Raw genomic sequence first — 23,659 nt, 5'->3', positions numbered from 1 at the left:
AGCGCGAGCAGGCTGACCGGCACACCGGGCAGCACCGCGCGGCCGTACCGGCGCACTGTCGTGCGCGCCGACGGCCAACTGCCGGTACGCGTCCAGTCGTGCACCGCCGCGCTGGCCGTGCCCGCCGCCGCGGCGGCGGTGAGCAGGGGCACCGCCGCGAGGGTCAGCAGGATGCCCAGCAGTGCCAGGTCGGCGGCGTCGCGAGCGACGTCGCGCCAGTCCCGCCGCCCGCCGGGGTCCGGAGGTTCAGCCCTTGATGCCACTGGTGTTGATCCCCTCGACGAGCATCCGCTGGAACGCGACGAAGAACAGGAAGACCGGCAGCAGCGAGAGCACCGACATGGCGAACATCGGGCCGACCGCGCTCTGGCTGGTCGAGTCGATGAACAGCGTCAGCGCGACCGGAACTGTGTAGTCCTCCAGTTGGGACAGGAAGACCAACTGGCGGAAGAAGTCGTTCCAGGTCCAGATGAACGAGAAGATCGCCGTGGTGACCAGCGCCGGGCGGCTCAGCGGCAGGATGATGTGCCGGAAGATGCCGAACGGACCGGCGCCGTCGATGCGGGCCGCCTCGTCCAGCTCCCGGGGGACGCCCCGCATGAACTGCACCATGAGGAAGACGAAGAACGCCTCGGTGGCCAGGAACTGCGGAATGAGCAGCGGCAGGTACGGCCAGTCACCGCCGACCAGCCCGAGCGTGCGGAACAGGATGTACTGCGGAACGATCAGCACGTGCTGGGGCAGCAGCAGCGTGCCGATCATGACGGCGAACCACATGCCGCGCAGCCGGAACCGCAGCCGGGCGAAGGCGTACGCGGCCAGCAGGCAGGAGAGCCCGTTGCCGATGACGGTGAGCAGGCTGACCATGGCGCTGTTGAGGAAGAACCGGCCGAAGCTGACGTCGAAGTTGGACCACCCGGCGGTGTAGTTGCCAGGGGTGAAACGCTCGGGCAGCAGCCCGACGTTGTTGACGATCTCCTCCTGGGACTTCAGCGAGGTGCCCACCATCCAGATCAGCGGGTAGAGCACCACGGCGACGATCGCCACCAGGATCAGCAGCCGCAGCACGGGCCGTCCGCCGGGTCGTCGACGCGCGTTCGGCGGCGCTGCGGTCGTCGGGGTCACCGTCACCATCACCGGTCCTCCCCGTCGGAGTAGTGCACCCAGAACCGTCCGGTGCTGAAGAAGATCGCGGTGATGACCGCGATGGCGAGCAGGAACACCCAGGCCATCGCCGAGGCGTAGCCCATGTTGAGGTCGGTGAAGCCGGTGATGTAGAGGTTCAGCGTGTACATGAGGGTGGAGTCGACCGGGCCACCGGTGCCGTTGCTGAGCACGAACGCGGCGGTGAAGCCCTGGAAGCCGTTGATGGTCTCCAACACCAGGTTGAAGAAGATGACCGGGGAGAGCATCGGCAGGGTGACGTTGCGGAACTGGCGGAACCGGCCGGCCCCGTCGACCGACGCGGCCTCGTACAGCTCGGTGGGCACCTGCTTGAGCCCGGCCAGGAAGATCACCATCGGTGCGCCGAACTGCCAGATGGCCAGCACCATCAGTGTTTCGAGGGCCCAGTCGGGGTCGTTGACCCACGGTTTGCCGGTGATGCCGAAAAGGCTCAGCAGCGAGTTGAACGCGCCGTCGCGGTTGAACATGTTGACCCAGACGATGGCCAGCGCGACGCTGCCGCCGAGCAGGGACGGCAGGTAGAACAGCCCGCGGAACAGCCCGACGCCGCGCCAGGCGCGGTTGAGCAGCAGCGCCACGCCGAGCGCCGCGGCCAGCTTCAGCGGTACGGCGATCAGCGCGAAGGTCAGGGTGACCCGCACCGCGTGCCAGTACGACGGGTCGGCGGTGAACATGCGTTCGTAGTTGGCCAGCCCCACCCACTCCACCTCGGAGAAGGGGGTGAGGATGTCGTAGTTGGTGAAGCTCAGGTAGAGCGACAGCAGCATGGGGATCGCCGTGACACCCATCAGGCCGATGAGCCACGGCGACAGGAAGACGTACCCCGCCAGACCTTCGCTGTGCCGGAAGCGTCCGGGCCCACGCCACTGCGCGTGGGCCCGGTCGGATCCGGGGCCGCGTCGGGTCGGGTCGGGTGCCGTGGTCAACGCCACGAACAGCTCCTCTCCTCGCCTCGCGGCGCGGTCAGGCGATGGCGGACTTGCACGCCTCGATGAACTGGGCGGCGGCCTCGGCGGGGGTGGCCCGGCCGTACTGCGCGTTCTCGGCGGCCTTGATCAGCTCGGACTTCACCTTGCTGTGGCCCTTGATGGGCACCTGCGGTGACTTGCCGAACTTCTGGGTCAGCTCCGCCTCGACGGCGATGGACTGCTTCATGGCGGGGTCGGTGGTGTCGTCGCTGACCACGCGACGCAGGTCCAGGTTGGACGGCAGACCGCGGTCGGTGCCGAGCAGCTTGACCGCCTCCTGGTCGTTGTTCAGGAAGTTGATCACGTCGACCGCGACGTCCTTGTTCTTGCTGCCCTTGAACACCGACCAGTACATCGAGGCACGGGCCCACTGCGCGCTCGGATCACCGGGGTAGGCGATCACGCCCAGCTCGTCCTTGGTGTTCTTCTTCAGGTCCGGCATCTGGTTGGCCCAGACCCAGGAGGTCGCCGACTTGCCGGTGACCACCAGCTGCTTGGTGACGTCGCTGGAGTTGCCCTCGTGGATGACGTCGGCGCTCGGGGTGGCCTTGCGGTCCCGGGCGCCCTTCCACAGGTCGAACCACTTGGTCACGTCCTCGGCGGCGAAGCCCAGCTCCTTGCCCTGGTAGAGGTCCTTGCCCTGTTGGCGCAGCCAGACCCAGAACGCCTTGTAGTCGGCGCTCGGGTCCTGCGTGCCGGGCACCTTGGTCTTGGCGGTGACCTGCTCGGCCCAGGCGATGTGCTCCTCCCACGACATTCCGGTGGTCGGCTCGGGCAGGTCGTTAGTGGTCAACAGCGTCTTGTTGTAGACCAGGCCCTGGGTGTTCTCCCCGGCGGCCAGACCGGCGAGCTTGCCGTCGACCACGCCGTACTGCCAGAGGCTCTCGGGGAACTTGGAGGTGTCCAGTTTTCCGGACTCCTGATACGAGGTCAGGTCGAGCGTGGTGTTGCGGGCCGCGTACTCGGCCAGGTAGTTGTCGTCGATCTGGAACAGGTCCGGCGGGTTGCCGCCGGCGGTGAGGGTGGCCAGCTTGTCGAAGTAGCCCTGGTTGGCCTGCCAGGTCTTCTCGAACGTCACGTTCGGATGCTTCTTGGTGTAGAGAGCCAGGGCGTCCTCGGTCAGTTTGGCCCGGGCGTCGCCGCCCCACCAGAAGATGGAGAGCTTGACCGGCGCGTTCGGGTCGGCGGCGCCGCCGTCGTCGTCTCCGCAGGCGGCGGCGCCGAACATCAGCGGTGCGGCGACTGTCACGGCGAGCAGGCCACGTAGCAGGCGCCGCCGAGGCAGAGGGGTACGGTGGGCGCGCCCGACGGGCGCGTCAGTGGTGGGGGGCGTTGCGGGGTGCATGTGCGCTCACTCCTCGGCATTAGGAGGCGACGGCGTCACCGGTGGCAGCAGTCGGGATGCCCGGGTCCGCAGGGCAATGCGGGCCCGGGCCACGTGGTGCGGCCAGGGGACGTGCCGGTCGGGCGTACGGGCCCGGGCCGGTCGAGTCGCGGATGACCAGGTCGGTCTGGAGCATTACCTGTGCGGTGGTACGACGGACGCCGAGCGCCGTGCCGGCACCGGACCCCCGCGCACCGCGCGGTGACTCGATGTCCTGTTGCAGCAGCATGTCGACGGCCGTCCGGCCGGCGGCCCCGGTGGGTGTGGCCACCGTCGTCAGTTTGGGGCGGGTCAGCCGGCTCAGGGTGATGTCGTCGACCCCGACGACGCTCACCTCCTGCGGCACCCGGACCCCGAGCGCGTCCAGCCCTTCGATGAGGCCGATCGCCATCAGGTCGTTGTAGGCGAGCACTGCCGACACGCCACTGCGTCGCACCTGCTCGGCGACGGCGGAGCCGCCGACCTCGGTGGGCGCGTTGGGGCCGAGCATGGTCAGCTCCGCGCCACCGGCTCGGGCGGCCGCCCCGGCGGCACGGCGCATCTCCCGGTTGGTCCACGAACTGCGCGGGCCACCGAGCAGGGCGATGCTGCGGTGCCCCAGGCCGACCAGGTGCTCGATCGCCGAGCGGGCGCCCTGCCCGACGTCCATCAGCACGCAGGGCAGGCCGGTCACCTGGCGGTTCACCACGACCAGTGGCACCTCGCGGCTGAGCTGCTCGATCAGGCTGTTGCTCATCCGAGGGCTGCACAGCAGCACCCCGTCCACCTGCTTGGCCAGCGCGTGGACCAACTCTTCCTCGGCGGTCGGGTCCTCGTTGGTGTCGGCCACGAAGACGTGGTAGTCGCGGTGCCGGGCCTGACTCTCCGCCGCCTTGATCAGCGGCGGGAAGAACGGGTTCGCGATATCCGCGATGATCAGCCCGATGTTGTGCGTCCTCCCGGTGATCAGGGCCCGGGCGGCGCGGTTGGGCCGATAGCCCAGATCCTCCGCGCAGGCCAGCACCCGGACCCGGGTCTCGGGGTTGACCAGGTGTGGAGCGGAGAAGGTGCGCGACACGGTGGAGATGTGCACACCGGACGCCCGGGCGACGTCCCGGATGGTGACTGGCACGGCGGCCCCTTCGTCCGATGTGGTGGCGGTCACGCAGGTGTGGCCCATTAATGCAAACGGTTGCGCCAGTGTCAACGGTCAATGATTACGGCTTCGTTGCACCCACACTCCCCTTGGTGACCTGTGGCCTCTCAAACGCTGACAAATGACGCCGATCCCGCTGTCGTCGTTGACGCGAACGGATCGATCGTGATTACTTCATTGCAAACCTTTGCAGCACCACGGGAGGCGACCGCATGTCACCGAGAGCCGCCGGGCGAGCCCGGTACGCCGTCGTGGGCACCGGCGCGCGGGCCGAGATGTTCGTCCGGGCGCTGGTGCTCGACCACGCCGACACCACCGAGCTGGTCGCCTTCGCCGACGTCAACCAGGCCCGAATGGACGCCCACAACCGCTGGCTGGGCGAGTTGGGCCACCGCCCGGTGCCCACGTACCCGGCCGGCGACTTCAAGGCAATGCTGGACTCCGAGCGCGTCGACGTCGTCCTGGTCACCAGCGTGGACGTCACCCACGACGAGTACGTGGTGGCCGCGCTGCGCGCCGGCCGGGAGGTCGTCACCGAGAAACCGATGACAGTGGACGTGGCCCGCTGCCGGCGGATCCTAAACACTGTCACCGAGACCGGTGGGCGGGTGACTGTCGCCTTCAACTACCGCTACAACCCGCTGCACGAACAGGTTCGCCGGCTGCTCGCCGAGGGCGCGGTCGGCGAGATCGGCTCGGTGCACTTCGAGTGGTTGCTCGACGTCCGCCACGGCGCCGACTACTTCCGCCGCTGGCACCGCGACAAGGCCACCTCCGGCGGGCTGATGGTGCACAAGGCCAGCCACCACTTCGACCTGGTCAACTGGTGGCTGGCCGCCACGCCCGTCGAGGTGTACGCCGCCGGCCGACTCTTCTTCTACGGCGAGGACGGTCGCCGGCACGGTTACGCCCGCGACTACGACCGGGCACACGGCTCCCCCGCCGCCGCCGACGACCCGTTCGCACTGCGGCTGGACGCGCACCCCCGGCTGCGCGAGTTGTACCTCGACGCCGAGGCCGAGGACGGCTACCAGCGCGACCGCAACGTCTTCGCCCCCGGGGTGAGCATCGAGGACGACATGGCGGTGCTGGCCCGCTACTCCACCGGCGCCACCATGACCTACCACCTCACCGCGTACGCGCCCTGGGAGGGCTACCGGGTGATGGTCAACGGCAGCCGCGGCCGACTGGAGCTGGACGTGGCAGAGAACGACTTCGTCGACCGGGGCACCGCCGGCGCGGTCAAGGGCGCCGCCCTGCACGGCGCCGAGGCGCCGGCCGAGGGCGGTGGTGCGACGCTTACCCTGCGCCCGTTCTGGGCCCCGCCCCGGCAGATCCCGGTGGAGGGTCGTAGTCGGCACGGGCACGGCGGCGCGGACGCCCGGATGACCGGGGTGCTCCTCGGCGGTCAACCCGACCCGTTGGGCCGCGCCGCGACCGCCGACGACGGCGCGTTGGCACTGCTCACCGGTCTGGCCGCCAACCGGTCCTTCGAGACCGGCCAACCCGTCCGCGTCGCCGACCTGCTCACCCCCCGCTGACACAGGAGACGAGGAGCCCCACTCCGTGCCCACGTTCGACCACACCGACCTGCTCCTGCCGCCCGAGCCGGGCCTGCGCGCGCTGGCCCGGGAGCTGTACGCCCTGGCGGCGGAGCAGCCCATCATCTCGCCGCACGGGCACGTCGACCCGGCCCTGCTCGCCGAGGACCGCCCCTTCCCGGACCCGGCGCAGTTGCTCATCGTGCCCGACCACTACCTGACCCGGATGCTGCTCAGTCAGGGCGTACCCCCGTCGGATCTGGGGGTGCCCACCCGCGACGGCAGCCCGGTGGAGACCGACGGCCGGGTGATCTGGCGACGCTTCGCCGCGCACTGGCACCTGTTCCGGGGCACCCCGTCGCGACTCTGGCTGGAGCAGACCTTCCGCACCGTGTTCGGGGTGCACACCCCGCTTCGCCCGAACACCGCCGACGCCCTCTACGACGAGATCGCGGCCCGGCTCGCCGAGCCGGACTTCCGGCCCCGGGCGCTGTTCGAGCGGTTCAACATCGAGGTCCTCGCCACCACCGAGTCGCCGTTGGACGACCTCGCGCAGCACGCCAAGCTCGCCGCCGACGGGTGGGGTGGGCCGGGCGGCCGGGTGGTCACCACGTTCCGCCCGGACGACGTGGTGGACATGGAGTTCGAGGGCTGGTCGGCAAACGTGGACCGTCTCGGCGACCGGGCCGGTGAGGACACCGGCACGTACGCCGGCTACCTGGCGGCGCTGCGGGCCCGGCGCGCCGCGTTCATCGCCGCCGGCGCCACCTCCTCCGACCACGGCCACCCCACCGCGCGCACCCTGGACCTGACGCCGGCCGAGGCCGAGCGGCTGTACGACCGGGGCCGGCGCGGCGAGGCCGACGCCGCCGACGCGGAGGCGTTCCGGGCGCACATGCTCGTGGAGTTCGCCCGGATGTCGCTCGACGACGGCCTGGTCATGCAGCTGCACCCCGGCGCGGTGCGCAACCACAACCGGTGGTTGCACGCCCGGCACGGCCGCGACGTCGGCGGCGACATCCCGCAGGCCACCGAGTACGTGCACGCGCTCGCCCCGCTGCTGGAACGCTACGGCAACGACCCCCGGCTGCGACTGGTGCTCTACACCCTCGACGAGGACACCTTCACCCGCGAGCTGGCGCCCCTCGCGGGCGGGTACGCCGCGTTGCTGCTCGGCGCGCCCTGGTGGTTCCTGGACTCCCCGGAGGTGCTGCGCCGGTTCCGGGAGACGGTGACCGAGAGCGCCGGCTTCTACAACACCACCGGGTTCGTCGACGACACCCGGGCGTTCTGTTCCCTTCCGGTACGCCACGACGTGGCCCGCCGGGTGGACGCCGGCTTCCTGGCCCGGCTCGTCGCCGAGCACCGGCTACCGATGGACGAGGCCGCCGAGACCATCGTCGACCTGGCGTACCGGCTGCCCAAGCGGGTCTTCAACTTCGGAGGACAGGCTCAATGACCGTCACCATCACCTCCGTCGAGGTGCACGACGTGCGGTTCCCCACCGCCGCCCGGGGCGACGGCTCCGACGCGATCAACCGGGGTGACTACTCGGCGACGTACGTGGAGCTGGGCACCGACGCCGGCCCGACCGGCGCCGGGTTCACCTTCACCAACGGTCGCGGCAACGAGATCACCTGCGCGGCGGTGCGTGCCCTGGCCCACCACGTCCAGGGCCGCACCATCGAGGAGATCACCGCCGAGCCGGTGGCGTTCTGGCGCTCGCTCAGCGCCGACGTGCAGCTGCGCTGGCTGGGCCCGGAGAAGGGCGTCATCCACATGGCGACCGGCGCGCTGGTCAACGCGGTGTGGGACCTGCGGGCCACCCTGGCCGGCAAGCCGATGTGGCGTTTCCTCGCCGACCTGCCCACCGACGACCTCGTGGCCAGCGTCGACTTCAAGCACATCACCGACGCGCTCACCCCGGACGAGGCAGCCGCCATCCTCGACAAGGGACGCGACGGGTTGGCCGACCGGTTGGCCACCCTCGAACGTGACGGTTTCCCGTCGTACACCACCTCGGTCGGGTGGCTCGGCTATCCCGACGACAAGGTGCGGGCGCTGACCCGGCAGGCGTACGCCGACGGCTGGCGGGCGATGAAGATGAAGGTCGGCGGCCCGCTCGCCGACGATCTGCGGCGGGCCCGGATCATCCGGGAGGAGATCGGCCCGGACGCGCTGTTGATGATGGACGCCAACCAGGTCTGGGACGTCGACGAGGCGATCACCGCGATGGAGGCGCTGGCCGAGGTGGACCCGTACTGGATCGAGGAGCCCACCCACGCCGACGACATCCTCGGGCACGCCCGGATCGCCCGCGCGGTGACCGAGTTGACCGCCGGCCGCTGCCGGGTGGCCACCGGTGAGGTGGCCGCCAACCGAGTGATCTTCAAGCAGTTGCTCCAGGCCGAGGCGATCGGGGTGATGCAGGTCGACGCCTGCCGGGTCGGCGGCGTCAACGAGGTCCTGGCCGAGCTGCTGCTGGCGGCGAAGTTCGGCGTGCCGGTCTGCCCGCACGCCGGCGGCGTGGGCCTCTGCGAGTACGTCCAGCACCTGGCGATCTTCGACTACCTGCGGGTGGGCACCGGTCTGGACGGTCGGATGATCGAGTACGTCGACCATCTGCACGAACACTTCGTCGACCCGGTGCGGACCCGCGGTGGCCGCTACCTGCTGCCCGAACGGCCTGGTTACAGCGCCACCATGAAGTCCGCGTCGATCGCCGAGTTCCGCTTCCCGGACGGTCCGGCATGGCGGTGACCGTCGGGGCCTCCCGGCTCGGCATGGGCATGCTGCGCCGGCTGCCCGCCGAGGCCCGCCCGCTGATCCGGCCGGGCACCGTGCCGACCGGCGTCGTACACCTGGGGTTGGGCGCGTTCCACCGGGCTCACCAGGCCGTCTTCACCGAGGCGGCGGTCGGCGCGGCCGGGGGTGACTGGGGCATCGTGGCCGTCGCCCCGCGCAGCACCGCAGTGGTGGAGGCGATCGCCGCGCAGGACAACCTGTTCAGCGTCAGCGCCCTCTCCGCGGCCGGCAGCTCCACCCGGGTGGTGGGCGCCCTGAGCGGTGTCCGGCACGCGCCCAGCGACCCGGACGCCGTGGTGGCGTTGCTCGCCGACCCGGCGATCCGCGTGGTGACCCTGACCGTCACCGAGAAGGCGTACCAACTCGACCCGGTGACCGGCCGACTGTCCCCGGACTCGGCGCTCGCCGCGGACCTGGCCGGCGGCGCGGCGCCGACCACGGTGCCGGGGCTGCTGCTGCGCGGGCTGGCCGCCCGGGCCGCCGCGGACGCCGGGCCGGTGGCCCTGGTGAGCTGCGACAACCTGCCGGCCAACGGTCGACGACTGCGCGGCATGCTCGACCAGGCGGTCGGTCGGGCCGGCGGGGTGCCCGCCGGGCTGGTCGAGTGGGTGGCCGACAACGTCACCTGCCCGGGCACCATGGTGGACCGGATCGTGCCGGCCAGCACCCCGGAGACGATCGAGGCGGCCCGGCTGGCGCTCGGCGTGACCGACCTGGCCGCGGTGGCCGCCGAGCCGTACGCGCAGTGGGTGATCGAGGACGACTTCCCCGGCGGTCGGCCCGGCTGGGAGTTCGCCGGGGCGGTGCTCACCGACGACGCCGGCCCGTGGGAGCGGTTGAAGCTGCGTGCCCTCAACGGGGTGCACTCCGCCATCGCGTACCTCGGAGCGTTGGCCGGTCGGGAGACGATCGCCGACGCGTTGGAGATCCCGCACCTGCGTGACGTGCTGCGCCGGCTGATCGCCGAGGACGTGGCGGCCAGCTTCACTCCACCGGACGGGGTGCTGGTGGTCGACTACGGCGAGCAGGCCCTCGCCCGGTTCGGTAACCCGGCGATCCACCACCGCACCCTCCAGGTGGCGATCGACGGCTCCCAGAAGCTTCCGCAGCGCGTCCTGCACACCATCGCCGACCTGCGCGCGACCGGGCGGTCCGCGCGCTGGGGCGCGCTGGTCGTGGCGTCCTGGTTGCGCTTCGCGCTGGGGTACGCCGACGACGGCCGGCCGTTGCCGTTCCAGGACCCACTGGCCGGGCCGATCCGGGCCGCGCTGGACGCCGGGGCGCAGAGCCCTGCGGGCGCTGTCGACGCGGTCTTCGGGCTGCGCGACGTCATCCCGATGGAGGTGGCCGAGGACGACGAGGTCCGCGCCGACGTGATCGCCTGGCTGACCGCCTTGGAGCGGCACGGCGTCGAGGCCACCCTGGCCGGTGCCCGGTGACCGGGTCCACCCGGACCGGTCGGCGGTGAGCGGGGCAACCCCACCGCCACGGGTGGCGGTGATCGGGGCGAACGGGCACGGTCGCTGGCACCGGCGGGTGATCGCGCCCCTGCACGCCGCCGGTCGGCTGCGGTTGGTCGCCCTGGTCGACGTCCGACCGGTGGAGGACGACCCGGCCGCACCGGTGCCGCCCGGGGTGGCGGTGTTCACCGACCACCGGGCGATGCTCGCCGCCACCCGACCGGAGGTGGTGGTGATCTGCACGCCGCCGCACACCCACCTGGCGATCGCCCGCGACGCCCTGGCCACCGGCGCGGACCTGCTGCTGGAGAAGCCGCCGGTGCTGTCGTTGGCCGAGCACGAGGAGTTGACCTGGGCCCTCACCGCCGCCGGTCGGGTGGCCCAGGTCGGCTTCCAGGCGCTCGGTTCGGCGGCCCTCACCGCGCTGACCGACGCGCTGGCCGCCGGCCGGTTGGGCACTGTCACCGGCATCTCCACCATCGCCGCCTGGCAACGGCCGGATGCCTACTACGCCCGCTCCCCCTGGGCCGGTCGACGGAGTGTGGACGGCCGGCCGGTGCTGGACGGCGCGCTCGTCAACCCGCTCGCGCACGCGGTCATGCAGTGCCTGGCGATCGCCGAGGCGCTCGCCGGGGCGACACCGTGGCCGGTGGCGATCGAGGTGGAGCGCTACCGGGTCCGACCGATCGAGGTGGAGGACACCGCAGTGCTGCGGGTCCGGTTCCGCGCCGGGCCGCCGGTGCTGGTGGCGGTGACCCTGGCCGCCGAGGAGTTCGTGGCGGGCGAGGTGGTGGTGACCGGTACGGCGGGGCAGGCGGTGCTGGAGTACCCGACCGACCGGCTGCGCCTGCCCGGGGACGTGGTGACCCGCCGGGTGCCGGGGCGGCTGGGGCTGCTGGAGAACCTGCTCGCCCACCGGGTCGACCCGGTGGGCGTGCCACTGATCGCACCGCTGGCCCGTACCGCGCCGTTCACGGCGCTGCTGGACGCGTTGCGGCCGGCGCCGGAGCCCCGGCTGCTCGACGGCGAACTGGTGACCACCCTCGGCGAGGGCGGGGAGCGGGTCCGCCACCTGCGGGGCGTCGTCGACGTGTTGCGCCGGGCCGCCGATCGGGGGGCGTTGCCGAGCGAACTGGGGGTGCCGTGGGCGTCCGGCGCGTACCGCGCCGAGCTGGCCGGATAGCGACAGGCACCACCTGGGACGGACCTCCACCACAAACGAATGGAGTGAGTCGATGCGCAGAATCCTCGGCGGCGCCACAGTGGTCGCCCTTCTCCTCGGCGCCACCCCGGCCGCCGCCGCTGCCCGCCCGGACGTCCCGTCCGCCGACCGGCTCTCCTGGTTGGCCGACCGCCTCGGCCGGCAGACGCTGCCCGAGCGGGACGGTTGGGCGGCCGACGGCCCCGGCACCACGGGCGGCTCGGCGGCCACCCCCGAACGGACCCGGGTGGTCCACGACCGGGCGGGGCTGGTCGCCGCGCTGGGCGGCGACAACGCCGGCAACGCCGCCGACGCCACCCCGAAGCTCATCTACGTCGACGGCGCCGTCGACGGCTTCGAAGGACCCGGCGGTACGCCGCTGAGCTGCGCCGACCTGGCCGACCCGGCCTACCGGTTGGACGCCTACCTGGCCGCGTACGACCCGGCGGTGTGGGGGCGGGTGCCGCCGAGCGGGCCGCTGGAGGAGGCTCGGGTGCGCTCGGTGGCCAACCAGACCCGGCAGACCCAGATCAACGTCGGACCGAACACCACTATCGTCGGGCTGCGCGGCGCTCGACTGACCGGGCTCACCCTCATGATCGACCGGGCGTCGAACGTCATCGTGCGCAATCTGACCCTCGTCGACGCCCGGGACTGCTTCCCCGCCTGGTCGCCGACCGACGGCGAGGCCGGCAACTGGAACAGCCAGTACGACCAGATCTCGGTACGCCGCAGCGAGAACGTCTGGGTCGACCACAACACCTTCACCGACGGCGACAACCCGGACAGCGCCCAACCGGTGTACTTCGGTCGGCCGTACCAGGTGCACGACGGGTCGCTGGACGTCACACACACCGCCAGCCTGGTCACCGCCTCCTGGAACCGCTTCACGGGTCGGGACAAGCTGTTGTTGATCGGCTCGTCCAACACCGTCGGCCCGGATGTGAGCCGGCTGAATGTCACACTGCACCACAACCTTTTCGACGGCGTCCTGCAACGGCTGCCCCGGGTGCGTTTCGGTCAGGTCGACGTCTACAACAACCACTACCGACTCGGTGGGGAGGACTTCCAGTACGCGCTCGGCGTCGGTGTCCAGTCGGCGATCCACGCGCAGAACAACTTCTTCACACTGGACGCGGCGGTCGACCCGGCGGACCTGCTCTACGACTGGGGCGGCACTGCGGTGACCGAGCGAGGCTCCTGGGTCCGCCAGGGCGGCGGGGCGGCCCGACCGGTCGACCTGCTGGGGGCGTACAACGCGACGCATGACCCCGACCTGGCCGCGGACGCGGGCTGGACGCCGACCCTGCGCCGCGACCCCGTGCTGCCGGCGCCGTTGGTCCCCCTCCTGGTGGGCCTGCTCGCCGGCGCCGACCGGCTGCCCGTCTGACGGCTCGGCGCGCCCGCGACTCGCGGTCGGGTCGGCGACGTACGGGCTCATCGATGTGGTGAAGATCGGCTATAAGTGACGCATGGACTTCCCGCCGCACCTGGGCAGCATGCCGATGCACGCGATCACCGAGATCCACGGCGAACCGGGCCTGCTGGAACGTTTCCGGTTGGAGGTCCAGCAGTTCGACGACGCCGCCCGGGCGCGGTTGACCGCCGCGCTCGACCTCGCCGCCGAACTGCACCGCGACGATCGACGCGTCCGTGAGCCGTACCTGAACCACCTGCTGCGGGTGGCGATCAGGCTGATGCACCACTACCAGGTGCGGGACGTGGACGTGATCGTCGCCGGTCTGCTGCACGACGCGGTGGAGGACCATCCGGTCGAGCTGGCCGACGGCGATCCGGGCGCCGACCCGACCGGGGCCGCGCTGGCCGCGCTCGCCGCGCGGTTCGGGCAACGGGTGGCCACCCTGGTCGCCGCTGTCACCAATCCGGTGTACGACCCCGACCGGGACCGCAACGCGCAGTACCGGGAGCATCTGGCGGTCAGCCTGGACCGGGAGCCCTGGGCCCGGGTGATCAAGGTGTCGGACTTCACCGACAACGGGGTGGGCGTAATCCACACGGTCGGGCCGAAGGTGATCTCGTCGGCCCGGAAGTACCGGCCGCTGGTGCCGCTGTTCCGGGACCTGATCGGCCGGCCGGACACCCCGTTGTCGCCTGCGGTGAAGCGGCACATCTTCGGCCAGCTGGACCTTGCCGAGGAGCGGTTCAGCGCCATCCTGGACCAGCCCGCCCCGAACTGACCCGGTCCCGGATCACCCGACCGGGTTCCGTGACAAGTTCTCAGATCTGCCAGGAAGCCTCGGGCATTACGGTTGGTTTGCGCCAGATGAGAGGAAATGCCCCTCTCGGTTCATCTTTCGGGCGTGTCACCAATCGAGAGGATTTGGACGATGCGCGACCTTTCCCGTCGTGATCTGCTCAGGGCGACCGCCGTCGGCGCCGGAGCGGTCGCTATCCCGAGCGTGATCGCCGGCAGCTCGGCGGTCGCGGCCGACGGTCCCGGGTGGGCTTCCGACACGAAGTTCCCGCCGGCACAGCTGACCGGCCGGATCGTCCGCCCGCAGAGCCCCAACTACGCGGAGGCCAGCCTCGGCTGGGACGAGCTGTTCGTGCACTACCCGCTGGTCATCGTCTTCGCTCAGGAGACCCGGGACGTGGTCAACGCGCTCACCTGGGCGCGGCAGCACGACGTCGCGCTGCGGGTACGCAGTGGCCGGCACAACCTGGAGGGCTGGTCGAACGTCGACAACGGCATCGTGATCGACGTCAGCGAGCTGAAGGACGTCCACATCGACACCGCCACCCGCACGGCGAAGGTCGGCGCGGGGCTCACCCAGTCGGAGGCGGTGACCGCCCTCGGGGAGCACGACCTCGCGGCGACGACGGGCACGGAGGGGACCGTGGGCCTCTCCGGCGCCACCCTCGGCGGCGGCTTGGGCTTCCTCACCCGCTACCTCGGGATGGCCTGCGACAACCTGATCGGCGCGGAGATCGTCGTGGCGGCGGGCGCCGACGGGGCGAAGGTGCTCGAGGTGGACCCGTGGAACTACCCGGACCTGCTCTGGGCGCTGCGCGGGGCGGGCAACGGCAACTTCGGGATCGTCACCTCCCTGACCTACAAGGTCGCTCCGGTCACCAGCGTCGCGTACCTGCAGGTGACCTGGCCCGGTCTCGGCGACCTGCACGAGGTCTTCGACACCTGGCAGCGCGTCGCACCCTTCACCGACCCGCGTCTCGGCAGCCAGCTCGAGGTCCACCCGACCGAGATCCTGTTCTTCGCGGTGCTGGCGGACGGATCCGAGGCGGAGGCCAGGAAGCTGCTGGCGCCGATCCTGTCGATCGGCAACCCCACTGTCACGGTGCAGACCGGCAACTGGGGCGACGTCTACGCCGGCTTCCAGACCCCGAACGAGGACGACCCGGCGAAATGGAAGTTCTTCTCCCAGTTCACCCGCGAGCCGTTTCCGGAGAAGGCGGTCAGCATCGTCCGCGAGTTCATGGAGAAGGCGCCCTCGCCCGACAGCAACTTCTTCACCCAGGCCTTCGGCCGGGGGGCGCAACGGCAGGAGCCCTTTGGCGGCTCGGCGTTCCCGCACCGCGACGCGCTCTTCTACTCGGAGCCCGGCGCGGGCTGGGGCAAACGCGGCGAGCCCGACAGCGACGATGCCATCACCCCGATCGCCCAGACCTGGATCGCCGAGTTCAGCCAGGCGCTGCGGCCCTACGTGGACGGCGCCTACGTCAACGTGCCGAACATCGGCATGGCCGAGTGGGAGAAGGCCTACTGGGGGCGCAACTTCCCCCGGCTGCGCAAGATCAAGGCCAAGTACGACCCGCACAACGTCTTCCAGTACGAGCAGAGCATCCCGCCCGCGACGCACTGACCCGGACGACCGGCGGTGCGGGTGACACCGACCCGCACCGCCGGGCACCGCCACCGACGGCGGGTTCGACTCACCGGTCAGGACGGCGCGGCCTCGTCGAGGACGATGCGCAACGGGTGCGGGGCGCTGGTGGCGAGGTCGCCGAGCACGGCGAGCAGCAGACCGCGCTGATCGGAGCGCTCATCGACGAGCAGTTGGCCGGCGTCGGTGATCAGCACTGTGAGCGGGCCGGCGTCGAGCCGGTCCCGGAGCACGTCGGAGAGGGAGTCCCAGGTGTCCCCCAGGTACGCCGGCAGGGCCAGTACGGCGGCGAGCGCGGCGAACAGGTCGGCCCTGGTCCGCGTCATCGCTCCGGCCAGCACCACCGCGCCGGGCACGTCGAGGCCGCCGCCGTGGCGGACGATCAGCCAATCGGGCACCCGACCCGCGTGCTCGTCGACCATCACGTTCCTCCTGAATCTGTCCGGGGGCGACGACCCGCGGCGGGGCCGGCCGACCGCGGCCGGCCGGCCCCCAGGTCGGTCAGAGCCGGTAGAAGTCGGTGTAGTGGTTGGGCGAGAACCAGGTGACCCCGGTGCTGCGGTTCACCACGATCCGGTACGCGTCCCGGGCGGCGCCCTGGGTGCGCGGGTAGACGTCGTACTCGTAGTAGGTGGCGTTGGCGGGCAGTTGACCCTCGTAGTTGTAGAACCGGCCGCCGGCGAAGTTGGACTTCCCGCCGCTCCAGGAGTACCAGCCTCGGCTGGTCGGGAACCCCGTGGCGGACCAGCCCGAACGGGCGGTGCGGGCGTCCGCGCAGCGGCTCATGGTGCAGGAGCTGTAGACCGCCGCGAAGGCCGGGTCGGTCGACCGAGGGGAGACCACGGACGGGCCGACCAGCGCGGCGGCGACCATGGCGAGGAGCAGGGCGAGGGCGGTGGTACGCCGGCGGATCGCGCCGAGCGTGGCCAGCGGGGACACGAGGGTGGACACAGGCTGCCTCCAGACCATCCGATCCATCGATCCGCGTGATTGTCGGACCGGACCCAGTCTCACTGCTGGCGGTCGGCGGCAACACCCTTCGGCACCCCAACTGCTCCACAATGCTCGGTTAACCCCGGATGATCATCTGTCTCGGCGCGCCCGATCGGGAGCAGCGCGAGCATGCCGAGGCTGACCCAGACGTACGCGTTGGCACCCACGAACCCCCACGGTCCGTCCGAGCCGTTGGCGAAGACCCAGACCAGCCCACTGCACAGCACGACGTAGCCGGCGGCACCGGCACTCGCCCGACGGCGGGCCGTCGCGTCGACCGGCGGCCACGGCAGCGCGGACGCGGCGAGCACCACCAGCCCCGGTACCAGCCACACCAGGTGGTGCACCCAGGTGACCGGGCTGACCAGGCACGCGGCGACGCCGGTCAGCGCGAAGCCGGCCCGTTCGTCGCCGTCGCGCACGGCCCGGCGGGCCCGTACCGCCCACACCGCCAGCACGGCGACGACGAGCAGCAGCCACACCCACCGGTCCGGGTGCGCCGGATCGAGCCGGGCGACCAGGCCGAGCAGCGACTGGTTCGACACGTACGCCAACTCACCGACCCGGTCCGTGTCCCACAACGCCTCGGCGAAGAACGTGTGGCTGGCCTGCGGCGCGAGCACCGCCGCGAGCACCGTGGCGCCGATGAGGGTGCCGCTGGCCGTGGCGGCGGCCCGCCACCGCCCGGTGACCAGCAGGTACCCGATGAAGATCGCCGGGGTGAGCTTGACGGCGGCGGCCAACCCCACCCCCACGCCGGCCAGCCGACTGCCCCGCTCCAACAACCACAGGTCCACGTAGACCAGCGCCACCAGCGACAGGTTGACCTGTCCGAAGCTGACCGTGTCCCGCACCGGGTTGAGCCCGGCCAGCAGACAGCAGGCCAACGCGAGCGCGTACCAACGGGTCCAGCCGTGCCGCCGGGCCAACGGATCCACCAGCAGGTGCAGCAGGAACGCGACGGCCAACGCGGTCAGCAGCAGGTTCGCCACGATCGTCGGGTACCAGGCCAGCGCGGCCATCGGCGCCATGCTCACCGCGGCGAACGGTGGGTAGGTGAAGCCGTACCCGTTGCCGGTGGTCCACTCGTACAGGTCACCGCCGCGCACCCAGTGCCCGACCGCGCCGTGGTAGACACCGACGTCGAACCAACCCCGATGCCCGGGCAACACCGCGATCGCCACCGCGAGCACGGCGACCAGGCCGAAACCCGTCACCACCCGCCGCCGACCCGCGTTCATCGGGCAAGCTCCACAGGGGCGGGTGGCACCAGCAGGCGCAGCGAGCCGACCGCGAGCAACCCCACCAGCACCCCGGCGACGGCCAGCACCGCCTGCGCCACATCCGGTCCGAAGCCGCTGGGCAGCGCCACGAACGCGAGCACCACAGCGCCCAGCGCCGCCGCCGGCCGGGCCCGCCCGTGCGCCGCCGCCGCGAGCAGCACCAGACCCCACAGCGCGTACCAGGGCCGGGTCGCCGGGCCGAGCAGCGCCGCCGCCACCAACACCAACCCCAGCGCGTACGCCGGCCCGAGCCGTCGCCGATGCCACCACACCCCGACCGCCACGGCGAGTGCGGCGGCCACGCCCAGCGCCAGGCAGAACCGCATCGGGGCGTCGCCCAGGTGCAGACCGAACCGCCCGGCCGCGCGTGACGCCACCCGACCCAGCGCGCTGGAGATCGACCAACTGTGCTGGTACATCGGGGTGCCGAGCGCGCCGACCCACCCGTACCCGATGCCGGTTGCCCAGGTGACCACGGCGGTGGTGCCCACCGCGAGCCCGGCGGTGCGGGCCACCGAGGTCGGCAGTCCACGGTGGCGCGCGGCGAGCGACACGACCACCAGCAGCCCGACCACCGCCGGCACCTTGACCAGCGCGGCGAGGGTGACCAGCACGGTGGCCGCGCCGTAGCGATGCTCGAAGGCGAGACTCAGCCCGGCCACCAGCAGCCCCAGCATCACCGCCTCGTTGTGCGCGCCAGCGACGAGGTGCAACGGTACGAGCGGGTTGAGCACGCCCAGCCAGAGCGCGGCGGCCGGATCGACGCCGCAGTGCCGGGCCAACCGGGGCAGGTACGCCACCAGCAGCGCCACCCCGGCCAGCGCCACCAGGCGCAGACCGAGCACGCCGAGCACCAGATTGCCGCCGGTCACCCCACTGACAACTGCCGCCACCGCGAGGAACACCGGCCCGTACGGCGCGGGGGTCTGCTGCCACATCTGCGGCACCTCACCGGCCAACGCGCCACCCAACCGGGCCACCCCGTGCCGGTACACGTCGACGTCGGCGAGGACCATCGCTCCCTGCGCCAGGTAGCTGTACGCGTCCCGGCTGAACAGCGGCGGCGCCGCCAGCAACGGCCCCGCCCAGCAGAGCAGGGTGAGCGCGGCGGAACGTCGGTCGACGACCTCGTCGGGGGCGTGCGGGTGCCGGCCCGCCCACCACCAGGCGGCCACGAGCAGGGTCAGGCCGGCGTACCCGCAGAGCAGACCCGGCCCCGCGAGCTGCCGCAACGCGCTCCACCAGGCGGCGTGCGCGCCGACCGGGAGCGCCCCGGCGGCCAGGCCGGCACCGGACAACACTGTGGCACCGACGCCTCCGAGCAGCCGGTACGCGACGACGGTCGGCAGTGTGCGCACCCGGGCAGCATGTCGTCCGCGGCTGACCGCCACACGACCCCCGGACGATCACCAGGCGACGGCGCGATGTCGGACCGGCTCGGCCGTCCCACCGTCGACGACCCATGGTCTGGTTCGTGTCGGTATGCGGTCTGCTCGCTGACGGCGTGGCGGCGGGCATATCGGTCACCGGTTGTTAGCGTGAAACGCGGATCCGTGACCGTGGAGGGGTGCCATGACGGACGCCCCCGACGGGAGGCCGAGGCCCGCGGACCAGTGGCGACACCGGGGCGTACGAGGGTTGACCATCGCCCGCGACGCCGGTGTGCGCGGCTGGCGGTGGTGGGCGCGTAGCTGGGATCGGCTGGTCGCCGCGCTCCAGGACGAGGCACCCGTCGGTTCCGCTGCCGCGCCGTCGCCGTCCGGTCCACTCGTCGAGCAACGCGACGCACCCCGGCTGATCGCGGTCCCCGCACGCGGGTACGTGTACTCGTTCTACATCCGCGCCACGTTCGCCTGGTCGTCACCGGCGAGTCTGCGGTCCGAGGTGCTGAGCTGGTACGTGCAGTACTTCCAACCGAACGCGATCCAGCGGCTGACCCGGCTGGCCGCCGACGCCGCCCGGGACCTGCCCCCGCACCGGGCCGGAGACCTGGAGGTGGCGTTGCAGCGGGCGCTCGCCGAGGATCCCCTGTGGCACTACCAACGGGGCGACATCACGCTCACCTGCCGCCCCGACGCCGCCGTACGACTCGACGAACGGATCATGCCGGCGCTCCAGCCGCACGTCGACCGCCTGGTCAAGCTGGAATACCAGTTCGACGAGCAGATCCGAAAGGCCCGGTACGCCGAGGAGCTCAGCCGCCAGTGGGCGACGATCCTGAATGACCACGCGGACGACCACGAGCTGGCCGACGCCCGCGGCCACATGCTCACCGCGCAACGAGAAGCCGCCCGATGGATCGCCGAACTCCTCCACCGCCACAGCGAGCACCCACCAGAGTCGGCACCCACGCCCAGAGTCCCCCCACAACAGACCCACCCCACCCCCGTCCCGCCAACCCCCGAGTAGCTCCCCCGCCCCTCTCCCCCATGATCAAGTGATGAAAAGTAGGTGCGGGGGGCCGGTGGGACCTACTTCTCAGCACATGATCATGAAGTGGTGCGGTGGGCGAGAATGGCCAGAGTCTCTTGGCGGACCTGAACCGCGTCCGCGGTGAGGCGACGGTGGGTGAAGCGGACGACGAGGATGCCGATGGTGGCGAGCAGGGCGTCGCGGCGGAGGTCGATCTCGCGTTTCGGCCGGGTCGCCGTGGCTGGTCGCGCCATCCAGTTCGATGTTGACCCGTTCCGCCTCGGCGAACATGTCGAGGTAGATCGTCCGGGCGCCGACCCGTACCCGCGCCTGCCGGGTGAACCTCGGCATTCCCGGGCCGGTGAAGACGTGATCGTGGCCCCAGATCTCCAACGGGCTGCGGCACCCGGCGGCGAGCCGGTCCAGCAAACCCCTCAGTGCCCCACGGTCGGGCATCCGGGGTACCTCGGCAAGGGCGGCGGCCAAACGCCGCGGCGTGGTCATCCGATCGTTGACCGCACGGATGAGCAGGCTTGATCGGTCGACCGGCGACAACAGCGGCCAAGAGTCCACCAGGGTCCGGTCCAGCCGGGTGACCGGCAATCCTCCCCGAATCACCACCTGCGGCGGCGCGACCACGAAGCCGGAGCGACGTCGTACCAGGAGATGCGGCCGATCACGCAGGCCTGAGCCCTGTGGCACGTCGAGATAGACCGCCTCCTCTGGTGACTGGCGGCGCAGTCCCCACACGTCAAGGGCGGTCAGGCGACTCAGCGCCCCGCGCCCGTCGACGTACGCCAGCACAGCGCGTCGGGCGACGTCCCGCTCGACCCGGGCCAGCGTCGGCAGGTCGGAGTTGGCGCGACGGATCAGCGCCGCGTCGCCGTAGACCCCGGGCAGCAGTTGTATCAGCCGGTTCGCCCGCCGGGCGGTCTGGATCGTCCAGGCCGGGACCGCCCGCAGTATGTCCCGTCGAGCGACCAGCCCATTGCCGCACACGAGCAGAGCATGCAACCTCGGGTCCACCGCCCCACCCTGCCCCGGCGTACGGCCGAGTACTGCCCGCGTGACGGCCGCTGTGGACAGCGAATGCACCTGTGGACCGCCGCCCGAGGCACCTTCGATTGTGGTATGCGGAGCCGTGGTGCCTCGCCTGGCTCGGGCCAGAGCGGCGACGGCGAGTCGTTTCGGCGAGGCGGCACTCACCTGGAGACCGGCAAGCGCCTGTCCGAGTCGTTGGGCCGCGACCGACGCCCGAACAGGAGTCGAACCAGTACTGGAGCAGCCACGGCAGTCGGTCTTCGCCCCTGAGCCAGGATTCGACGTTGACGTCCAGAATGCCGACTGACACTGGGACAGCCTGGTCGGTGCGTTCTTCCTGGGTCTAACCGCCGAAGCTCAGCGCCTGCCGCAGATCCACGTCCAGGCTCTCGTTGTACTGCGGATCGGGCTCAGCCCCGGCGGCGCTGAGGACGGTGCTGAAGAAACATCGGGCGCCAACGGCGAGGATCACGCGGAAGATTTCCGTGTCATCGAGACCGTGACCGCGCAGGCCCGCGACGTCGGCTTCGGTGACGGAGCTTGCATCGGCCGCGACCTTTCCGGCGAAGTTGACGACTGCGACCTCCTGCGCGGAGAGAACAGGGCTGCCGTGGTCCGACGCGATGGCGGCGACGGTCGGCGCGTCGAAGAACTTGTCGCGTAGGACCTTTCCATGCGCCAAGCCGCAGTAGGAGGATTTCAGGGCCCGAGCTGCGGCGAGGGTCGCCAACTCGTAGCGGCGCAGCTCCATCCCGGTCTTCACCGAACCGTTGAGCTGCTGCCACGCCAGGTACACAGCCGGGCTGTGGGCGAACAACCTGGTGTAGTTGGGCAGGTAGCCCATCGCCTTCGTGTCCGTGTCGAACATCCGCTCGGTGTCAGGCGACTGCTCTGCCTGCTGCAGGAAACTCATCCGGCTCCTCCCCATGCTTGACCCGGACGGTACGGCGTTGGGACTGCGGACGCTGTCAGGAAAACGGCCGTGCACGGGGGCCCGACACTCGACGATCGTCAGGTGAGGGGTTTTCCTCACACCCGATCCACACCGGACCGCGGACCCGCTGGGAGCCTCGGTTGTCGAACCACCGGCACGGCCGAGCTGTGCCCACTGCCGGTAGCCCTCGAGGTGCCGCCAGGTGACCGCCCGCCAATCCAGTTCACCAGGAGAGCCGACGAGCAGAAATGCCGTGGCGCCCGAACCCACGCGCCACCGTTCCTAGCGTGTGACCTGGCATCCGGCACGAGGCGCCTCCCCGGTCGACGAAGCCTCGGTCTCGCGCCCGCACCGACGGATCAGCTGGGCAGCGGATGACCGCCGCCGGTCTGGTCGATCCGGCGGCGGCCAATCGGGCCCGAGAGCACCCGTCCAAGCAGGTGCGTGCGCTAGGAGCTGAAGGTCCAGAGGAAGTAGAAGCCGGGGGCGTTGGGGCCGTACTGGCGGTACTCGCAGTAGTACCGGCTCCACAGGCCGGTCCGAACACCCTCACTGCCATAGCTGTTGCAGAACTGACCGTCGGAGTAGACGTTGCGCAGCGTGCCGCCCGGCGGATCCGCCGCAGCCGGAGTGGCGCTGACCCCGACCAATCCGCCCAGTGCCAGCGCTACCGCCGTCACCAGGGTCGCCCATCTGCGTCCGCGCATGGAGCCTCCTCATCACCGTCCACGGTGCATGGCGGCTCCGCGTCGAGCCGAGACCGGGACATCGAAGTTCGTGAAGGTAAAGGCTTGCATGGGCGCGTACGGTTCGGCTCCCGACAACGGGCGGCGCTACCGCGACGATCCGCCAGCGATCTCCGTCGAATGGGCATCCGCCGTGAGGTGGCCAGCCCTACCCCGCCGGCTACCCAGGCAGGTTGACGCCGCACGAGGTGCGGACCCGCGAGTTCGCCGCGTGCCGGCGCGGCGCCGACCCCAATGAGGTACGCGAATTCCAGGCCCGGGTGTCGGATGAACTGGCCATGCTCAACGAGACGGTACGGCTGCTCAGCCGGGAGTACGACCGGATCAAGCGGGCGCTGCGTGACTGGCAGACGATGCACGCGGAAGTGCCCGCCACCGCAGCAGCACCACCACAATTCCGGCCACTGGTGACCGCGCGTCCCTCCCCCGGCGACCTGCTCGTCATCGACGGCCGAGCCTCGGTGCAGTTCGCCAGGGATCATGCCCTGACCTTCCGCGTCGTCTCAGTCTGCGACCGACCGACGCACGAGGGCTGGGTCTGGTTGACCGGCTAGGTCCTCAACCGCCGCGGCATCGCGACAGCCACACGTGAGGTCTACGTCCAACTAGCCGGCCTAGGCCGTGTCTTCAAAGGTTCACAACCACTGGAGTAGCGCGGCGATAGTGACGGTGGCCCGGTACGACGTCGCGGTCTTGTCGTAGCGGGTG

At 71.1% G+C, this 23,659-nt stretch carries 21 protein-coding genes and 2 pseudogenes; 11 read left to right on the top strand and 12 right to left on the bottom strand.

Annotation, left to right across the window (positions count from 1 at the left end):
• The 5 genes and pseudogenes from ABZ794_RS33285 to ABZ794_RS33265 all read right to left on the bottom strand — a co-directional run.
• Positions 1 to 263, bottom strand: a pseudogene (locus ABZ794_RS33285) (hypothetical protein); the annotation flags it as partial.
• Positions 247 to 1,134, bottom strand: a complete 888-nt coding sequence (locus ABZ794_RS33280) for a carbohydrate ABC transporter permease (RefSeq protein WP_247669105.1) — start codon at positions 1,132 to 1,134, stop codon at positions 247 to 249. The pseudogene ABZ794_RS33285 and the gene ABZ794_RS33280, both read right to left, overlap by 17 nt.
• Positions 1,134 to 2,117: a sugar ABC transporter permease gene (locus ABZ794_RS33275; protein ID WP_210782375.1), complete on the bottom strand. Its 984-nt coding sequence runs from the start codon at positions 2,115 to 2,117 to the stop codon at positions 1,134 to 1,136. The genes ABZ794_RS33280 and ABZ794_RS33275 overlap by 1 nt, the downstream gene beginning before the upstream one ends.
• Before the next feature lie 31 nt (positions 2,118 to 2,148).
• A complete protein-coding gene (locus ABZ794_RS33270) occupies positions 2,149 to 3,498 on the bottom strand; it encodes an extracellular solute-binding protein (RefSeq protein WP_238688795.1) in 1,350 nt (449 codons plus the stop codon).
• 19 nt (positions 3,499 to 3,517) lie between these two features.
• Positions 3,518 to 4,648: a LacI family DNA-binding transcriptional regulator gene (locus tag ABZ794_RS33265; protein WP_238688794.1), complete on the bottom strand. Its 1,131-nt coding sequence runs from the start codon at positions 4,646 to 4,648 to the stop codon at positions 3,518 to 3,520.
• Positions 4,649 to 4,884: 236 nt separating this feature from the next.
• Here ABZ794_RS33265 and ABZ794_RS33260 point away from each other — a divergent pair, with 236 nt between their 5' ends.
• The 8 genes from ABZ794_RS33260 to ABZ794_RS33225 all read left to right on the top strand — a co-directional run bounded on the left by ABZ794_RS33260 (position 4,885) and on the right by ABZ794_RS33225 (position 15,521).
• A complete protein-coding gene (locus ABZ794_RS33260; RefSeq protein WP_238688793.1) occupies positions 4,885 to 6,213 on the top strand; it encodes a Gfo/Idh/MocA family oxidoreductase in 1,329 nt (442 codons plus the stop codon).
• Between the two features lie 25 nt (positions 6,214 to 6,238).
• A complete protein-coding gene (gene uxaC, locus ABZ794_RS33255) occupies positions 6,239 to 7,672 on the top strand; it encodes a glucuronate isomerase (protein WP_238688792.1) in 1,434 nt (477 codons plus the stop codon).
• Entirely contained in the window at positions 7,669 to 8,973 is a 1,305-nt protein-coding gene (locus ABZ794_RS33250) for an enolase C-terminal domain-like protein (protein WP_357519369.1), read from the top strand. Before uxaC ends, ABZ794_RS33250 begins: the two co-directional genes overlap by 4 nt.
• Positions 8,964 to 10,457: a mannitol dehydrogenase family protein gene (locus tag ABZ794_RS33245; protein WP_357519367.1), complete on the top strand. Its 1,494-nt coding sequence runs from the start codon at positions 8,964 to 8,966 to the stop codon at positions 10,455 to 10,457. The genes ABZ794_RS33250 and ABZ794_RS33245 overlap by 10 nt, the downstream gene beginning before the upstream one ends.
• Positions 10,447 to 11,661: a Gfo/Idh/MocA family oxidoreductase gene (locus ABZ794_RS33240; protein ID WP_238688790.1), complete on the top strand. Its 1,215-nt coding sequence runs from the start codon at positions 10,447 to 10,449 to the stop codon at positions 11,659 to 11,661. The genes ABZ794_RS33245 and ABZ794_RS33240 overlap by 11 nt, the downstream gene beginning before the upstream one ends.
• A 52-nt stretch (positions 11,662 to 11,713) precedes the next feature.
• Complete coding sequence (locus ABZ794_RS33235) at positions 11,714 to 13,069, top strand: polysaccharide lyase family 1 protein (RefSeq protein WP_357519364.1); 1,356 nt, start codon at positions 11,714 to 11,716, stop codon at positions 13,067 to 13,069.
• Positions 13,070 to 13,151: 82 nt separating this feature from the next.
• Entirely contained in the window at positions 13,152 to 13,877 is a 726-nt protein-coding gene (locus ABZ794_RS33230) for an HD domain-containing protein (RefSeq protein ID WP_210782359.1), read from the top strand.
• Between the two features lie 150 nt (positions 13,878 to 14,027).
• A complete protein-coding gene (locus ABZ794_RS33225; protein ID WP_357519363.1) occupies positions 14,028 to 15,521 on the top strand; it encodes an FAD-binding oxidoreductase in 1,494 nt (497 codons plus the stop codon).
• Positions 15,522 to 15,598: 77 nt separating this feature from the next.
• Here the strand turns inward: ABZ794_RS33225 and ABZ794_RS33220 are convergent, their stop codons facing one another.
• From ABZ794_RS33220 to mptB, 4 genes are all read right to left on the bottom strand, one after another.
• Positions 15,599 to 15,964 carry a barstar family protein gene (locus ABZ794_RS33220; protein ID WP_210782355.1) on the bottom strand — a complete coding sequence of 122 codons (366 nt, stop codon included), beginning with the start codon at positions 15,962 to 15,964 and terminating at the stop codon, positions 15,599 to 15,601.
• Between the two features lie 79 nt (positions 15,965 to 16,043).
• The gene (locus ABZ794_RS33215; protein ID WP_357519373.1) at positions 16,044 to 16,481 is read right to left on the bottom strand and encodes a ribonuclease domain-containing protein; all 438 of its coding nucleotides are present in this window, start codon (positions 16,479 to 16,481) and stop codon (positions 16,044 to 16,046) included.
• A 71-nt stretch (positions 16,482 to 16,552) separates the two neighbouring features.
• Positions 16,553 to 17,776, bottom strand: a complete 1,224-nt coding sequence (locus tag ABZ794_RS33210; RefSeq protein ID WP_357519360.1) for a glycosyltransferase 87 family protein — start codon at positions 17,774 to 17,776, stop codon at positions 16,553 to 16,555.
• Positions 17,773 to 19,176: a polyprenol phosphomannose-dependent alpha 1,6 mannosyltransferase MptB gene (gene mptB, locus ABZ794_RS33205; RefSeq protein ID WP_357519358.1), complete on the bottom strand. Its 1,404-nt coding sequence runs from the start codon at positions 19,174 to 19,176 to the stop codon at positions 17,773 to 17,775. Before mptB ends, ABZ794_RS33210 begins: the two co-directional genes overlap by 4 nt.
• Positions 19,177 to 19,390: 214 nt before the next feature.
• Between mptB and ABZ794_RS33200 the strand changes: the two genes are divergently transcribed.
• Positions 19,391 to 20,227 (top strand): hypothetical protein, encoded by an 837-nt coding sequence (locus ABZ794_RS33200; protein WP_357519356.1) that lies wholly within the window; start codon positions 19,391 to 19,393, stop codon positions 20,225 to 20,227.
• 69 nt (positions 20,228 to 20,296) lie between these two features.
• On the opposite strand, the gene ABZ794_RS33195 is transcribed toward ABZ794_RS33200, so the two are convergent.
• The 3 genes from ABZ794_RS33195 to ABZ794_RS33185 all read right to left on the bottom strand — a co-directional run bounded on the left by ABZ794_RS33195 (position 20,297) and on the right by ABZ794_RS33185 (position 22,912).
• The gene (locus ABZ794_RS33195) at positions 20,297 to 21,256 is read right to left on the bottom strand and encodes a hypothetical protein (protein WP_210782347.1); all 960 of its coding nucleotides are present in this window, start codon (positions 21,254 to 21,256) and stop codon (positions 20,297 to 20,299) included.
• A 358-nt stretch (positions 21,257 to 21,614) separates the two neighbouring features.
• Positions 21,615 to 22,184, bottom strand: coding sequence for a peroxidase (locus ABZ794_RS33190; protein ID WP_247669102.1), 570 nt, complete (start codon positions 22,182 to 22,184; stop codon positions 21,615 to 21,617).
• 470 nt (positions 22,185 to 22,654) lie between these two features.
• Positions 22,655 to 22,912, bottom strand: a complete 258-nt coding sequence (locus ABZ794_RS33185) for a hypothetical protein (RefSeq protein WP_210782345.1) — start codon at positions 22,910 to 22,912, stop codon at positions 22,655 to 22,657.
• A 212-nt stretch (positions 22,913 to 23,124) separates the two neighbouring features.
• Here ABZ794_RS33185 and ABZ794_RS33180 point away from each other — a divergent pair.
• Positions 23,125 to 23,362, top strand: a pseudogene (locus ABZ794_RS33180) (DivIVA domain-containing protein).
• Positions 23,359 to 23,505 carry a hypothetical protein gene (locus ABZ794_RS33175; protein ID WP_307850488.1) on the top strand — a complete coding sequence of 49 codons (147 nt, stop codon included), beginning with the start codon at positions 23,359 to 23,361 and terminating at the stop codon, positions 23,503 to 23,505. Before ABZ794_RS33180 ends, ABZ794_RS33175 begins: the two are co-directional and overlap by 4 nt.
• The last annotated feature ends 154 nt before the right edge of the window (positions 23,506 to 23,659 follow it).

Origin of the sequence: Micromonospora sp. NPDC047187 (assembly GCF_040643355.1) — a bacterium.
GTDB classification, from domain to species: domain Bacteria; phylum Actinomycetota; class Actinomycetes; order Mycobacteriales; family Micromonosporaceae; genus Micromonospora; species Micromonospora salmantinae.
The sequence above is the reverse complement of the archived record's forward strand: the minus strand, read 5'-3'. Positions and strand labels throughout refer to the sequence as shown.

Bases quoted from the DNA above. Each gene is read 5' to 3' on its own strand.
- ABZ794_RS33220 (WP_210782355.1), bottom strand. From the start codon at position 15,964: ATGGTCGACGAGCACGCGGGTCGGGTGCCCGATTGGCTGATCGTCCGC.
- ABZ794_RS33270 (WP_238688795.1), bottom strand. From the start codon at position 3,498: ATGCACCCCGCAACGCCCCCCACCACTGACGCGCCCGTCGGGCGCGCC.
- ABZ794_RS33210 (WP_357519360.1), bottom strand. From the start codon at position 17,776: ATGAACGCGGGTCGGCGGCGGGTGGTGACGGGTTTCGGCCTGGTCGCC.
- ABZ794_RS33235 (WP_357519364.1), top strand. From the start codon at position 11,714: ATGCGCAGAATCCTCGGCGGCGCCACAGTGGTCGCCCTTCTCCTCGGC.
- ABZ794_RS33245 (WP_357519367.1), top strand. From the start codon at position 8,964: ATGGCGGTGACCGTCGGGGCCTCCCGGCTCGGCATGGGCATGCTGCGC.
- ABZ794_RS33250 (WP_357519369.1), top strand. From the start codon at position 7,669: ATGACCGTCACCATCACCTCCGTCGAGGTGCACGACGTGCGGTTCCCC.
- ABZ794_RS33230 (WP_210782359.1), top strand. From the start codon at position 13,152: ATGGACTTCCCGCCGCACCTGGGCAGCATGCCGATGCACGCGATCACC.
- ABZ794_RS33225 (WP_357519363.1), top strand. From the start codon at position 14,028: ATGCGCGACCTTTCCCGTCGTGATCTGCTCAGGGCGACCGCCGTCGGC.
- ABZ794_RS33260 (WP_238688793.1), top strand. From the start codon at position 4,885: ATGTCACCGAGAGCCGCCGGGCGAGCCCGGTACGCCGTCGTGGGCACC.
- ABZ794_RS33190 (WP_247669102.1), bottom strand. From the start codon at position 22,184: ATGAGTTTCCTGCAGCAGGCAGAGCAGTCGCCTGACACCGAGCGGATG.
- ABZ794_RS33185 (WP_210782345.1), bottom strand. From the start codon at position 22,912: ATGCGCGGACGCAGATGGGCGACCCTGGTGACGGCGGTAGCGCTGGCA.
- ABZ794_RS33200 (WP_357519356.1), top strand. From the start codon at position 19,391: ATGACGGACGCCCCCGACGGGAGGCCGAGGCCCGCGGACCAGTGGCGA.
- ABZ794_RS33280 (WP_247669105.1), bottom strand. From the start codon at position 1,134: ATGGTGACGGTGACCCCGACGACCGCAGCGCCGCCGAACGCGCGTCGA.